Here is a 14,472-nt window from a genome sequence, read left to right as displayed (position 1 = left end):
AAGGGATTATAATGGCTTTACTCTGGTCTTTTCTATGAACTATCAGCCACTAAAGAAAGCTGGCACGCTGTACCTTTGCTTGCTGAGCACATGTGCCATTTACAATGCCAAGCGCATCAAACACCCAACTTATTTTATTATTACTACTTTTTCTCCCCTGCAAACAGTTTTTCACCAGCTTCAACGGCAATATCAAGGTGGTTTTCGTCTGGCGGTTTGGGGCATGAGTACCGTCCGCTAAAGGCGCAGTAAGGGTTATAGGATCTGTTAAAATCAATCACTACGCTGTTTGTTTTAAAGTCGCTTTCGTGCATATCGATATAACGGCCGCCGTGATAGGTGTCTTTGCCATTGGTGGCATCGGTAAATGGCAAAAACAAGTAGTCGCGGTATTCCGATATTTTCGCCAATGCCAAGTTGCGATAGACCGTAAGTTGTTGCACTTTTCCATTTAAAGTAAATGTTAACCTCGCATAAGCGACATATTGGCGCCCAGTGCCGGCAAACACAGGCATGATAAAAGGGGAAGGATTTACCAAGATTTCCGCTTTTGCTTCAACTCGATAAGTACTGTCGGCATCGTAAAAACGCAAAAATTGCAGGTCCTCTTTATTCAGCGGCGAACTTTTGTCAGTTAAAAAGTCGGCCATATAACCTTTACGGAAAGTATCAACCTTCGCTTTAAAACTTTGCCCAAAACTATTGAGGCTTAACAAGCATATCAAAACCAAAAAATACTTTTTCATCAGGCTATTAAATTATGCCGGCAAGATACACTTTAGGTACAATATTTATTAAACTAAAATAATTTCAAATCCGTGGGTTATCTGAAAATTATAATGTCAAACGCATATACGCCAATCAGGGCGTAGTTTTATTTCTTCAAATAGAGCGCAATCGCGTCGGCCGAAACACCAACCGCCCTAACGGCCGATTTTAGCCTTTCGGGGCTTACCCCAAATTTATTTGCCCAATACTCTAACTGGTAGTATTCGGCAACATCTACAATATTGTTGTATGGGTTTGTTGTCATGATATCAGTATTCATTTTATCTTATCGTTGATATACAAATAACAATGCGCGATAAAAAAGGTTTGCACAGCAGTTTTTTGAGCAGCCGGGCCTATAAAACAAAAAAGCCTTCAGCTTTACACTAAAAGCTTTCTGTTTTTTACTATCGGATATTAACCAAATGTCGGGTTTTGATGTGGCCGGTATTTTGTTGTTCGGTTCGTAATAGCTTTTCAATAGTCAATCTCGCCATCAGGTAACTAACGGTCGACTCGGCACCCTGGTTAAGGTTCACATTGTTTTCTTCCAAACCGTCATAGCATCCGCCCGTGCAGGGGTTATAAATAATTTGCTGCAAATGGTTATTTCCCAAAAACCAATCAAAAGCCATGTTTATTTTACTGCGGTAACCCTCATCTTTAAACGCATCGTAAAATTTACCCAGCGCCATAATCGCGTAAGCAATATCAATGGGTTGCTCGCCGCCGGGTGTTTTTTGTATAAACTCGTTTTCTTTATGCAACCACCCCTTGTTCGAAATTACTTTAATACCATTTTCGGTAAACGTTTTTGATAATAAAAAGTCGAACGAAGTTTTCGCGATCTCCATATAAATCGGGTCGCCGGTGGCCAGGCCTGCACATAGCATGGCCTCGGGCAGTGTACTGTTCGCGTAGGTAAGGTAGCTTTCAAACCAAAGCCATTGCGGGCCTGCCTCATGCCTGTACATTTGCACCAATCGGTTTGCAAGTTCTTTTATCAAGGGTATATGGCCGGTGTCGTTATCCCGTAAGGTAGCGTAGTAAAGGCCTTTGATGATAAAAGCCATCGCACGTGTCGAATGGATCTTATTTACATTGAGCAAAGCCTTTTGCATAACAAATTCGGCGGTTGCAATTAATCCGGCAGGCAGCAGCTTTCCGGTCGAAAGCAAATACCCCAACGCCCATATCGCCCTGCCGTTCGAATCCTCCAGGTTTGTGGTATAATTTTGTGCGGTAAATCTTTGTTGTTCGTCTACATAATTCAAAAAATCACCATTGGGCTGCAGGCAATATCTTATAAAATTTAAGTAGATGTCGATGTATATCATGTCGGCATCATCATGCATCAGTTCAAAATGCTGGCACATAGCTACCATTGCCCTTGCATTATCATCTAAGGTATAACCCGACTCCATATCCGGATGATTGACCTTCGAGAATTGGATCATACCGAAATCGGTGGTCAGTTTTTTTATATGGTCAAGGTTCAAATCGGGTATATTGCTTTGTAATATCATCTTGCCCCCGCCAATCTTTTCAAACAAGGTGGCATGGGCTATGGCAGCGTTTTCCCACGCGGTTGATGCCATACGGTGCAAACCATTCGAGCTGATGTCTTTTCTTAACTGTTCGTCGTTCAACAGGCCGATAACCGCATTGCTCAATTGCCGCGCGTTCTCAAAATCAATAATGATCCCTGTACCATCTTTTAATATTTCCACCGCATGGGGGATTGGTGTCGAAACAACAGGGCAACCGCTGCTCATGGCATACGAAAACGTGCCGCTTACCGCCTGGTTCGGGTTTTTCGAAGTGAACAAATAAATATCCGTTAGCTGCAAATACTCCAAAAGTATGGGCAACGGCAAAAAGGAGTTGACAAATTGCACGTGTGCTTGTAAATGTAGCACTTCCACTATTTCTTCGAGCAGGTTACGGTATTTTTCACCGTCATGTTTTACCACGGTAGGGTGTGTTTTACCTATGATAAGGAATAATACATCGGGATGGTTTTTAACGATTGCCGGCAGCGCTTTCAAAGTGGTTTCGATACTTTTGCCCGAGCTGAGCAGGCCAAAGGTGGATAGTACCGTCTTTCCCGATAGGTTGTATTTAATTTTGAGCAATTCTTTGTTTAAATACGGCACCAGGTGTGTACCGTGCGGAATAAAGGTCATCTTTTCCTTTGGTACACCGTAATCACCGATCAGTATCTTTTTGGAAGAATTGGTCATCACAATAATAGAGCTTGCAATAGCTGCTATTTTTTTTACGTTGAGTTGTAAAATCTGGTTTGGCTTAGGCAACACCGTATGAAAGACAATGATGACGGGTTTGGTCAGCCAATTTAAAAATTGGTGAAAAGCATCCTCGCTCTTTTGAAAAAAGCCAAATTCATGCTGAACTACCACCATGTCTATACCGGGGTCGCGGGCTATGTTATCGGCTAATTTTACAAAATCATCCTGGTCATCGGTATTCAGGGTATATTTTATTTCGTTTATGTAAGTATGCTGCTCATCATCCGACCCCACCGCGCAAATTTGTATATTAAACGAACCGCTGTATTTATTGTTGAGCGCCTTTATCAAATCCTGCGAATAAGTGGCTATGCCACACTCGCGTGGCGGATAGGAAGTAATGAATAAAATACCGGGCAATTTATTGGCACGGGCACCGGGTTTGATCCGCTTAGGCCGGACGATATGCAGGTGTTCTTTTTCCCGGCCGTCAACCAGCTTAATATTCGTGCGCTGTGTTTGAAACTCGTTGATCATTTCGGTTTTGGATTAAGCAGCAATTCTCTCAACAAGCCCGATAAACTCACCGATGCACAGGCAATCTGCTCATCGGCAGCGCCATAGTAAATATAAAGTGTGTCGTCAAACAAGGCGGTACCTGTTGGGAAACATACGTTGTTCACTTCGCCCCTCAGTTCCCACTCCTGGTCGGGTTTAAATAAAGGGTATGGCAGGCGGGCGATTTCTTTTACAGGATCTGCAAGATCCAGCAATGCCGCGCAAGCCGAGTAAACATAACCTGTCACACTATCGTGTACGCCATGGTAAATCAACAGCCATCCGTATTGTGTCTCTATCGGGGGACAGCCCCCTCCTATATAACTTACTTCGTGCTCATATTTAGGTTTAAGCACTATAAATTTTTTGAAGTTTAAAAAATAGTTTCGCCAAAATTCGGGTGTCAGTTCATCAAAATTATTTGTCGATACAATAAGTTGAATTTCGGGCCTGATGCGGTGCAGAAAACATAATTTGTTATTTATTTTTCTTGGAAAAAAGATCACATTTTTATCCCACAGCAACATCTTTTTGCCATCCTTTTTACTGGCCCCGCTGTTATTGTTAAGCCGGGTATATTTTTCGTTAATGGGGTCATCAAATTCCGCCAGTTGGCTAAACTCGTGGTAGGTTATCTGGGGTACTATTATTCCTTTTTTATCAAAATGTTTTAGGTCTTTCGATACTGCCAATGCCCCTAACGCGTTCACGCCATCATAAGCAGTATAAGTGAGATAGTACAGGTCTTCGATCTTTACAATGCGCGCGTCTTCCATCCCCTGCGATTCATAAGCAAATTCCGGACTTAATATCGGTTTATCCCATCGTTCAACAACGGTTAAAGGCCCCTCTAATTTACAATAGCCTATGCTGGAGTGGTTACCTTTGCTCACTGCCCTGTAAAAAAGGTGTACAAATTCACCTTCGCGTATGGCGGCAGGGTTTAATACGCCTTCGTTTTCAAAATCAAGTGCAGTTTTGCAAAGCACTAAGCCTTCTTTTTTAATTGCTATCATAATTTACTCCTGAACTTTTTTTAAAAATGTACTGTGGTAAAGTATTGGATACTGATGGTTGTCGAAATGCGTGGTTTTCTGACTTTCTTCAACCCTATGAACGGTGTGGATAAACCGATTTGAAGTTCAAAAGATACAGTGGTTACTGATCACGTACTATATAAAGCTTATTTATCGAAATAAGTTTCACTTACTAAAATAAAAGCATTTTTTTTTCTTAATAGTAAAATCACTGCGTGTCCAAGTTTCAACTTTGTCCGCCTGCTGTCCGAAATTTTCAAACTTCGGACGAAGATGCTTGTTTCTCCGACTACAGACCCTGTCCGAACCAAAAATCACCCGGCCAAAAACAATAGAAACTTATTTTGATCTGTATTGTTAGCCTATCATCAAAACCTCCATACAATGAAAACCTTAACAGTCCCCGGCGACCCGCATACCATGCGCGCCATTATGGTGCCTAAAGCAGCAGAAGAATTTCACGATCACGAAACAGTACGCTTAAGCTCGCCAGACGGCAGCCAAACCACCGAAAAAACGATATTCCGCATAGTCGACTGCGGAGAAGATAAATGGGAATTGCAGTTTGAATAACAACCTTCACCGTTACGATAATATCGGGCCGGCGATGGTATTTAAGTTAAAATTACTGATATTCAATATTAATGGGCAAATGCAAACTCGATGTTTTTGTACGCCGACTTTTGCAATTGTACTTTTATACCTGCGAAAATTTTGAGCGGCCCTTCGGTAGCGAACATATTGACCAGCCAGGAAGGTAGTGATCCTCCGGGATCAACATGGATGCTATATTCAACTTTGATCTGATTGGTACCTATTGGTGTAATTATCCATTTGCCTTTTGAATCAATAATCCTTACAATACCCTCTTTTACAGGTATAAAACCTGCTACCGCCGGCCCGTCAATAGTTATTACTTTGGTATCAGGATTTTGTGTAACAATCAAATGTGCTACAAAATCCCTGTTGGCCGCGGGCCAGGGCAAACTCACTTCCGAATAATAATAAAGCTCGGACGCAGAAACCTGTTTTATAAGTTTACTCGATTTAGTATGATAGACCCAATCGGGCGAGGTATTCACATCCATGATCAGTGCCACCAACTGGGCAGCTGTTGCATTGAACATCGCTTCCACTTTAATTGCTTTAATTGTTGAACCCGGTACCCCGCCGGTATAGATCTTTATCCCTTCCCTTTCAGTACTTAGTTTCCAATCGCATTGAGCAGCTACTACCACCGCTTTCAACACCAGCATTAACGCTACTAATAATGTTCTATACATCTTATACAAATGTTAATTGTTTGTGAGCTTGCTATAAGCCTAACACGACACAAATTAACATCACAGATTATACTCAGCTATTCATCTAAATGTCAAAATTATTCAATCGATTGATTAATGTTTCTCGTTTGACAAATGAGCAAGCTTATGATATTCACCTGATAAATGCCCCTTTTAAAAATTTACAGATTTCAATGAAAATCATGTTTCATTTTTTTCCTATCGTCGGTCCTATCATCGCAGTATCCAAACAAAAAAGCCTTCAGAGTTGATCCGAAGGCTTTTGACTTTTTAATTTTGACTTTTTACTTATTCTATGCTTTTTTTACAAACTCCGATTTTAGCGCCATGGCGCCAAAGCCGTCTATCTTGCAGTCGATATTATGGTCGCTGTCAACCAGACGGATATTCCGCACCTTGGTACCGGCCTTAATACTTTGCGATGTGCCTTTTACCGGCAGGTTTTTTATGGTAACTACCGAATCGCCGTTTTGCAGCACATTACCGTTGCTATCTTTTACCACAAAGCCATCGGCAGCCGCTATCTCTACTTCCGCCTTCCATTCGTGGCCACATTCCGGGCAAACCAGCAGGTCGTTCATTTCATAGGTATATGTTGATTTGCACAGCGGGCAAGGGGCGAGTTCCATGATATTAAATTTTTGCAAAGATAACTAAACGCATTTAATAGCCTACCCGAGTCGTTCGATTTTATAAACCGGACCTATAGGAACCCGCTATTCTAAGCTTACAACTTCGAACAAAGATGCATGTAGTGTGCGACTACATAAAACAAAAAAGCCCTTAGACTCACGACTAAAGGCTTTTGACTTGTTTTGTGGTATCAGCTGGGATCGAACCAGCGACACAAGGATTTTCAGTCCTTTGCTCTACCAACTGAGCTATGATACCATCCCGATTGGGGACTGCAAATGTAGCGTGTTTTTTTATTTATCGAAACTTTTTTTCAAAAATAACCTCTACCGCCCAAAACGACCCTTTTTCAACAAAATCTAATTTTAAAAAACCTTTTGCATTTCCATTCATTTATCTAATTTAGATTTTAAATACTATGCATGCATAATGATATCACAAGCCTTGTTCATCATCATACTGGCTGCCGCCATTTATCTGTTCAGTAAAAACGTTGGCAAAATAAGGCGCAACATACTGCTGGGCCGCCCCGCCGACCGCAGCGACAACCCTGCCCTGCGCTGGAAAACCATGGCCAAAATAGCCCTCGGCCAAACAAAAATGGTAAAACGCCCGGTAGCCGCCATACTGCACTTTTTTATTTATGTCGGCTTTATCATCATCAATATCGAAGTGTTGGAGATACTCATCGACGGTGTATTTGGTACGCACCGCATTTTTTCGGCACCATTAGGCGGTTTGTATAATGTGCTCATCGGTTCGTTTGAGGTATTGGCATTGTTGGTGTTGATAGCCTGTATCGGCTTTTTAAGCAGAAGGAACATAGTCCATCTCAAACGTTTCAGCGGGGTGGAAATGACTACCTGGCCCAAATCCGACGCTAATTATATCCTCATCATCGAGATACTGCTCATGACAGCCTTTCTCACCATGAACGCCGCCGACGGTAAGCTACAGGCCCTTGGCGTTGGGCATTATATCCATGCCGGCGGCTTCCCGATCAGCAGTTTTCTTGCTCTTTTGTTGCCCGATAGTGCCAACGCCCTCGAAATGATAGAGCGTGGATGCTGGTGGTTCCATATCGTCGGTATTTTGGCCTTTTTAAATTACCTGCCATACTCCAAGCATTTCCATATTTTGCTGGCTTTCCCAAATACCTATTATTCCAACCTGAACCCTAAGGGCAAGTTCGAAAATATGCCATCGGTTACCAACGAGGTAAAGGCCATGCTCGACCCGTCGTTCACTCCGCCCGCCGCTGAAATAAGCCGCTTCGGTGCCAAAGATGTTACCGACCTCACCTGGAAAAACCTGATGGAGGCCTATACCTGCACCGAGTGCGGGCGTTGCACATCGGCTTGCCCGGCCAACCAAACGGGTAAGCTGCTTTCGCCGCGCAAAATTATGATGGATACCCGCGACCGCATTACCGAAGTAGGCAAAGGCATCGACGCGCAGGGAAAGGATTTCAAGGACGATAAATCACTTTTGGATAATTATATCAGCCGCGAGGAGATATGGGCCTGTACCACTTGTAATGCCTGCGCCGAGGCTTGCCCGGTAAACATCAACCCCCTCGAAATTATTGTGGAGCTTCGTCAATTCATCGTAATGGAAGAAAGCCAGGCCCCTGCCAGCCTCAACAACATGTTCGGCAACGTAGAAAATAACGGCGCCCCCTGGAAATACAGCAATGCCGATAGGTTGAATTGGGCGAAAACTGAATAAGGAACAAGGATAAAAGAGCAAAGATATTGGCATTACCAATGAACTAATGACAAATGAACCAATGAACGAATTAACAGTACCAACGATGGCCGAATTAGTCGCCGCGGGCAAACAACCCGAAATACTGTTTTGGGTGGGATGTGCCGGCAGTTTTGACGAGCGCGCCCAAAAAATAACCCGCGACATCTGTAAAATACTGCAGCATGTAGGCCTGAGCTACGCTGTTTTAGGCACCGAGGAAAGCTGCACCGGCGACCCTGCCAAACGCTCCGGAAACGAGTTTTTGTTCCAGATGCAGGCCATGGCTAATATCCAGGTGCTTAATGGCTATAACGTCAAAAAAATAGTTACCGGCTGCCCGCATTGCTTCAACACCATAAAAAACGAATATCCGGGTTTGGGCGGTACTTACGAAGTAATACATCATACCCAGCTTATCCAGCAACTGATTGATGAGGGCAAACTGAAAGCCGAAGGCGGCGAAAGTTTTAAAGGCAAAAAAATAACCTATCACGACCCATGTTATCTCGGTCGTGCAAATGGCGTGTACGAAGCTCCGCGCAAAGCACTCGAAATATTGGATACCGAACTGGTGGAAATGAAGCGCTGCAAAAGCAATGGCTTGTGCTGCGGTGCGGGTGGCGGGCAAATGTTTAAAGAACCCGTAAAAGGCACCAAGGATATCAACATCGAACGGATTGGCGACGCAATAGAAACCCATGCGCAGGTTGTGGCCGCAGCATGCCCATTCTGCATGACCATGTTGAGCGACGGCGTAAAATATTTTGAAAAAGAAAAAGAGATACAGGTACTGGACATTGCCGAAATAACGGCCCGCGCCAACGGCTTGTAAAGATTTTTTGTTTGATTTGGATTTTTGAGTGGCCTCCCGGTTGGTTATCGGGGGGCTTTTTTATTGGGCAGGGCTATTGGCTTCGTCCTTTAGCCGCATTAATATATTGCGCAGGCTGTCCAGGCGTTCGGCTTGCATGTTTTTTACGGGCAGGCTCATTAAATTAACCATCTTATCCATATCTCCTTTTCGGTCGTTATAAGTTTGACTGATAATGTCGTCGTCCACGGTCAATAAATCGAGCCTGCCTGCTTTGGCAGTCCCCCAATAATTCATATCCCTAAACCTGCCCAGACTAAACGAGTAGTATTCCTGTTTGCCTTTGGCATAGGTTTTACGCAGGCGTACAAAAAAATCGGGGGTAACGCTTATTTCCCATTTTTTTAGTTTTGCATCGCTACGAGGGTCAAAGCTCTCAGTTAAACAACGGTTGGCCCAGGCGGCAAGCAATGCGGTATCGGCCGCTTTTTTAAAGCAGAACAACGGCAGCAAGCATATCATTAGGGTCAGTATATTTGCTGCACGTTTATATCTTTCAACCATTGATATCAACATGTAACTGCAATATACTAAGCTTAATTAATAATTCATAAATTTGCATATGAACTTTTCAGAAAATTCGCGTATTTGGGTGTACCAGTCAAATCGCGAGCTAAACGATTTTGAAGTAAAAAGCATTGAAACCATTCTCGACAAGTTTACCATTGGCTGGACGGCGCACAACCACCAGCTAAAGGCCAAAGCCATAGTAAGATATAACCGCTTTATTATTTTAGTTGTAGATGAAAGCCAGGCCGGTGCCAGCGGATGCTCTATCGATAAGTCGGTTAATATGATGAAATTGCTGGAGCAGGAGTTCAACATCAACCTGTTCGACAGATTTAACATAGCCTACCGTACAGTTGATGGCATTTCATCCGTTGCTCGTAACGAGTTTGAAGAACTCATCAAAAAAGGTACAGTTACACCTGAAACTATTGTTTTCAATAACCTTGTAAGTACCTTAGCCGATTTGGAAACAAAATGGGAGGTGCCTTTTAAGGATAGTTGGCACACGCCGGTGTTCGGTAGTTTGGTTACGGCTTAATTTGATACCTTTATCAAAGCCTTACCAACCCATCCAACCAAATCATGACCGTTAAAAGCCTGTTCAACATCATTCTGAAAGTTATCGGGATTGTATTTATTCAAAATATAATCGGCGCTATTTCTACCGTCTATTCAATTTCGATTATTTATACTTCGCAATTTAAAATATGGAGTATGTTTTTCGTCGTAATTGGTGCCTTAATTGCTTTAATCGCCTACATACTGCTTTCCTTTGTACTTATTTTTAAAACGAGTTGGGTAATCGGCTTATTAAAATTGGAAAAGGATTTTGACGAAGAAACTTTGCCCCTCAATATTAATGGTAAAGCTATTATTAGTATCGCCATTGTTGTTATAGCCGGCTGTACGTTGATTTGGGATATACCCAACCTGTTTCAGCAACTAACTAACATCATGAGAATGCAAATGATGCCGGCCCTGCTAAGCAAAGGCACCGATTATTATACATACTCAAACCTTTTACTGGTAATTGGCAAGATTGTACTTTCGGTGTTATTGATAATCTTCAGAAGGCGTATCGAAACTTTTATAGGGCGGAGTACTGTAAATGAGTAAACCGTGCCTATTTCTTCCCTGCAGCCAAAATTGCGGGCTGTGCTTTTTTGAGCAGTTCGCGCAGTTTGACGAAAGAGTTGTATGGCCCAATGGCCAAGGTCGCGTTTACCAACCATGCAGGTATGGAGCCTCCGGGGTCAATGCTAAAGGTATAGTCCACCTTTATCTTACTATCACCTACCGGGGTTACCACCCAATTAGCCAACGAATAAGGGATACGTATAAAGCCGGCTTTAGCGGGCATATAGGTAGGCAGGCTTTTGGCTTGCATGTTCAGCACCTTGGTTTCGGGGTTTTGGTCTACCGTCAGCTGTACGATTAAATCACGGTCCTTAATAGGCCAGCACAAATGCGCTTCCGAAAAATAAATGATTGTTTGAGCGTCCACCCGCTTAATGAGCGCCGATTTTTTGTTGCCATATACCCATTCTGTATAATTGCCTACGTCTTGTAAAGCTGCAATCAACTGGTTTTCGGTAGCATCCAAAGTAGTTACAACGCGTAGTTCTTTTAAATTACCGGTAAGCGGTTTGCGCGAATAAACCTGTATACCGTTATCGTCCTTCTTAAGTTCCCAATTACCTTGGGCAAACATAGTAGAAACACATAATAACAAGGTGCTTGTCAACAACAGCAATTTTGAAGTCATGGCTATGGCTGGTTGAAGGTAAGTTTATAAATATTGAAACCTGATGCTCCGTATAAAAGGCTGGCGCTGCTCGAGTTTTGCGGGTTGTTGTATATGCTGATGCGGCGCATGATAACGGTCATTTAAATGTGGTGTTTTGTCAAACAAATGTAACATTTTAAACGCCTATAATTTGTATTGTAGTATCAAATCAGTAAACTATTTAAATAAAAAACAAAAAGGGTGATTGTTATCATAAAAAAGCCGGCACCATTTCCTATTTTCAGGAATGATGCCGGCTAAGGTTATCGGAAATTGATTTTCCCGATTATTTGAAAACGTCGTTTGATAAGCCGGTATTTACCGATGCGCTTTTAACATTGAACTCTATAGGCTGACCTACCACGACTGTTTTTTCGGTATAAGGTATTTTAACGCCGCCGTCAATTGTGCGGTAGTCGCTTAATTCGATGGTTGTTTTGGATGGCATTTCGAATGATTCCTTCACCTTTAAACCTGTTTTTTGGTCGTAATAGTATTTTGCCTTAACGCCTTCGGGCGTGGTTACCGAAATCAGATAAGCCAATTGGTTGTTGATCACTTGCAGCGATGGGTCTAACACCATGCTATACCCCGATTTATTGAAATCAATCTCCGGAAACAATTTATAAAGAGCCTTAAGAGCACCTTTCGACTCAGGGCTAACGGGCGCCGGGTTGTTCAATTGTTTGGCTGTTATACTGTCGCCGTTTATCACCATGTGCATAACCACCAGGTTGTTGTACGATGGTACGCTCACATCGCCTAAAAACTTGTCGGCTCCTTTGTATTTAGTTGCCCTTACCACGGTAAGGCCTTGTACAGCACCCTCCGACCTGATAGAGATGTCGTTGATGGCTTTTAACTTATCTTCGCCACCAACGGCGTCGAGATAATTTTTAACCACGGTGGCCGCTGTAACACCTTTTGCGACTGATACGCCGCTAAAGGCATTGTTATCGGGGTTAACATCGGGTAATACATGGTCGGGGTCGGTAACGGCGTATAATATTTTTGACGACGATTTGTAAGTAAACGTCCATTTACCGCCGCGCTGCCAAACTTCAGCCGGCAATTTAACGGTACCCGTGTTGCCATTTTCTTCTTTGATGAATACGGTTACCGGCATAGCCATTTCGCCTAAGTTCTCTACAGTGATGAGCGAACCTTTAGTTGGGTCGTTGGTGATGTAACTAATGGCTTTTACCGATTGGTCCAGTTTCCATGTGGTAAAAAACCATTCGTGCCAAAACCAGCTCAGGTCTTCGCCTGCGGCGTTATCCATCGAGTGGAAAAAGTCCCAGGGTGTTGGGTGTTTAAATGCCCAGCGTTTAATATAGGTACGGAAAGCATAGTCAAAACGTTGCTCTCCCAATATTTGCTCACGCAATATCGTCAAGCCAAGCGAAGGTTTTTCGTAGGCCGCGTAGCCTAAAAAGTTAGCTTGTATTACATCAGGGGTATTCATAATGGCATCTGCATCGGGTGCAAACATGCCGGGTGCTTCTTTTTCAGCATCGGCCGGGGTATAATATTCGCCTTTATTGAACACTTTGGTATCCACTTTATTGATAAAAGTGTTAAAGCCTTCGTCCATCCAGGCATATTTGCGCTCGTTCGAACCAACAATCATCGGGAACCAATTGTGGCCAAACTCGTGGTTGGTAACCTCCCATAAAGCGCCGTTCTGGTTGTCGGCCCCGCAAAAAACAATACCGGGGTATTCCATACCGCCTACTATGCCGGCCACGTTGGTAGCCACGGGATAAGTATATTCGTACCACTCGTCCGAGTATAGTTCGATGCAGCCTTTAACATATTCGGTCGATCGTCCCCACGAGTTGTTGCTCCGCACCTCTACCGGGTAAATCGATTGGGCAAGCGCTTTCTTTCCGCTTGGCAGGTTGATCCTTGCGGCATCCCACATAAAGGCTTTGGATGCGGCCCATGCTACGTCGCGCGTATTTTTGCAAAGAAAGTGCCAGGTCAAACTTCCCTTTTTAGGATAAAAGTTAGGGTTCAATACATCGGCCGAGTCTTTAATCATCACGGTTTTATCACTGTTTTTAGCGGCGGCTAAACGGCTCATAACGGTTGGAGTGAGCACTTCGGCAGGGTTCAATAAAGCGCCCGACCCCGCCACCACCATATTGGCCGGAGCGGTAATGGTATAATCTATGTCGCCATACTCCAGATAAAACTCCGATGCGCCCATGTACGGGATCACGTTCCAGCCGGTAACATCGTCATACACTTCCATGCGCGGGTACCATTGGGCTATCTCGTATATCCAACCATTTTTGGTCAACGAGCGACCCATTCGGTCGGTACCATATTCCGGCACATCAAATGCATAGTCGATCAATATTTGTAGCTTGCTTCCGCCGGCCTTTAAGGTATCGTTCAGTTTTATCTGCATGCGGGTATCGGTTATCACATAATCTACCTTAACCTGCTTGCCATTTTTTATCACATAAACCGACTTTATTTCATCGCCTTCGGTAAATTTACGGTTGGTAAAACGGCCGCCGGTTACCGGGCTTGTAGCCTCGCCACGCGAATCCTGCCGATAAATATTTTGGTCAACCTGCAACCATAAAAAAGTGAGCCCATCGGGGCTGTTATTGGTGTAGCTGATCAGCGTTGAACCCGTAACGCGGTGTTTCGCCGTGTCTAAGGTTACATTAAGTTTGTAATCGGCACGGTTTTGCCAGTACTTGGCACCCGGCGCGCCCGATGCTGCACGGTACTCATTGCCCTTATCGGGATAAAACAATGGCGTAAATACTTTATGCTGGTCGTATTTGACCTTTTCTTCTTCGGCTTTCTGGGCGCTAACGCTAAATACGTTGGCAACTAATAAAAGCGATAAAACAATTTTAAAATACTTCATAATTCGGTCAGTTTTTGTGTTTTTAAAGCAAGTTATAAAAGATTTGGATGGTTTGGAAATATGCGTATTGATTGATCGTGTATTTTGACGAAATAGTGAATATGAAAGGTTTGCGTG

At 43.4% G+C, this 14,472-nt stretch carries 14 protein-coding genes and 1 tRNA gene; 5 read left to right on the top strand and 10 right to left on the bottom strand.

Going from position 1 to position 14,472, the window contains the following annotated elements:
* Positions 1–143 precede the first annotated feature (143 nt).
* The 4 genes from QZX97_RS01715 to QZX97_RS01700 form a co-directional block, all read right to left on the bottom strand.
* A complete protein-coding gene (locus QZX97_RS01715; RefSeq protein WP_295648961.1) occupies positions 144–746 on the bottom strand; it encodes a DUF1684 domain-containing protein in 603 nt (200 codons plus the stop codon).
* A 128-nt stretch (positions 747–874) separates the two neighbouring features.
* Positions 875–1,048: a DUF3606 domain-containing protein gene (locus QZX97_RS01710; protein ID WP_295648958.1), complete on the bottom strand. Its 174-nt coding sequence runs from the start codon at positions 1,046–1,048 to the stop codon at positions 875–877.
* A 127-nt stretch (positions 1,049–1,175) separates the two neighbouring features.
* A complete protein-coding gene (locus QZX97_RS01705; RefSeq protein ID WP_295648956.1) occupies positions 1,176–3,554 on the bottom strand; it encodes a glycosyltransferase in 2,379 nt (792 codons plus the stop codon).
* Positions 3,551–4,591: a hypothetical protein gene (locus QZX97_RS01700; RefSeq protein WP_295648954.1), complete on the bottom strand. Its 1,041-nt coding sequence runs from the start codon at positions 4,589–4,591 to the stop codon at positions 3,551–3,553. Before QZX97_RS01700 ends, QZX97_RS01705 begins: the two co-directional genes overlap by 4 nt.
* A 405-nt stretch (positions 4,592–4,996) precedes the next feature.
* Between QZX97_RS01700 and QZX97_RS01695 the strand changes: the two genes are divergently transcribed.
* On the top strand, positions 4,997–5,185 hold the full coding sequence (locus tag QZX97_RS01695) for a hypothetical protein (RefSeq protein ID WP_295648953.1): 189 nt from the start codon (positions 4,997–4,999) through the stop codon (positions 5,183–5,185).
* 68 nt (positions 5,186–5,253) lie between these two features.
* Here the strand turns inward: QZX97_RS01695 and QZX97_RS01690 are convergent, their stop codons facing one another.
* The 3 genes from QZX97_RS01690 to QZX97_RS01680 form a co-directional block, all read right to left on the bottom strand.
* Positions 5,254–5,895, bottom strand: a complete 642-nt coding sequence (locus QZX97_RS01690; protein ID WP_295648951.1) for an START domain-containing protein — start codon at positions 5,893–5,895, stop codon at positions 5,254–5,256.
* 314 nt (positions 5,896–6,209) lie between these two features.
* A complete protein-coding gene (locus tag QZX97_RS01685) occupies positions 6,210–6,548 on the bottom strand; it encodes a zinc ribbon domain-containing protein YjdM (protein ID WP_363151743.1) in 339 nt (112 codons plus the stop codon).
* A gap of 186 nt (positions 6,549–6,734) precedes the next feature.
* Positions 6,735–6,807 (bottom strand) — tRNA-Phe (locus QZX97_RS01680).
* Between the two features lie 171 nt (positions 6,808–6,978).
* Between QZX97_RS01680 and QZX97_RS01675 the strand changes: the two genes are divergently transcribed.
* The gene (locus tag QZX97_RS01675) at positions 6,979–8,277 is read left to right on the top strand and encodes a (Fe-S)-binding protein (RefSeq protein ID WP_295648946.1); all 1,299 of its coding nucleotides are present in this window, start codon (positions 6,979–6,981) and stop codon (positions 8,275–8,277) included.
* 61 nt (positions 8,278–8,338) lie between these two features.
* Complete coding sequence (locus QZX97_RS01670; protein WP_295664073.1) at positions 8,339–9,130, top strand: (Fe-S)-binding protein; 792 nt, start codon at positions 8,339–8,341, stop codon at positions 9,128–9,130.
* Positions 9,131–9,190: 60 nt separating this feature from the next.
* Here the strand turns inward: QZX97_RS01670 and QZX97_RS01665 are convergent, their stop codons facing one another.
* Positions 9,191–9,673 (bottom strand): DUF2953 domain-containing protein, encoded by a 483-nt coding sequence (locus tag QZX97_RS01665; RefSeq protein ID WP_295648941.1) that lies wholly within the window; start codon positions 9,671–9,673, stop codon positions 9,191–9,193.
* A 58-nt stretch (positions 9,674–9,731) separates the two neighbouring features.
* Here QZX97_RS01665 and QZX97_RS01660 point away from each other — a divergent pair, with 58 nt between their 5' ends.
* On the top strand, positions 9,732–10,217 hold the full coding sequence (locus QZX97_RS01660; RefSeq protein WP_295648938.1) for an ABC transporter ATPase: 486 nt from the start codon (positions 9,732–9,734) through the stop codon (positions 10,215–10,217).
* A 44-nt stretch (positions 10,218–10,261) separates the two neighbouring features.
* Entirely contained in the window at positions 10,262–10,795 is a 534-nt protein-coding gene (locus tag QZX97_RS01655; RefSeq protein ID WP_295664068.1) for a hypothetical protein, read from the top strand.
* 7 nt (positions 10,796–10,802) lie between these two features.
* Here QZX97_RS01655 and QZX97_RS01650 read toward each other — a convergent pair whose 3' ends face one another.
* The gene (locus tag QZX97_RS01650) at positions 10,803–11,444 is read right to left on the bottom strand and encodes an START domain-containing protein (protein ID WP_295648934.1); all 642 of its coding nucleotides are present in this window, start codon (positions 11,442–11,444) and stop codon (positions 10,803–10,805) included.
* A 307-nt stretch (positions 11,445–11,751) separates the two neighbouring features.
* On the bottom strand, positions 11,752–14,355 hold the full coding sequence (locus tag QZX97_RS01645; protein WP_295648931.1) for a M1 family metallopeptidase: 2,604 nt from the start codon (positions 14,353–14,355) through the stop codon (positions 11,752–11,754).
* Between the last annotated feature and the right edge of the window lie 117 nt (positions 14,356–14,472).

Source organism: uncultured Mucilaginibacter sp. (genome assembly GCF_903893715.1).
In the GTDB taxonomy this organism is placed as follows: domain Bacteria; phylum Bacteroidota; class Bacteroidia; order Sphingobacteriales; family Sphingobacteriaceae; genus Mucilaginibacter.
The sequence above is the reverse complement of the archived record's forward strand: the minus strand, read 5'-3'. Positions and strand labels throughout refer to the sequence as shown.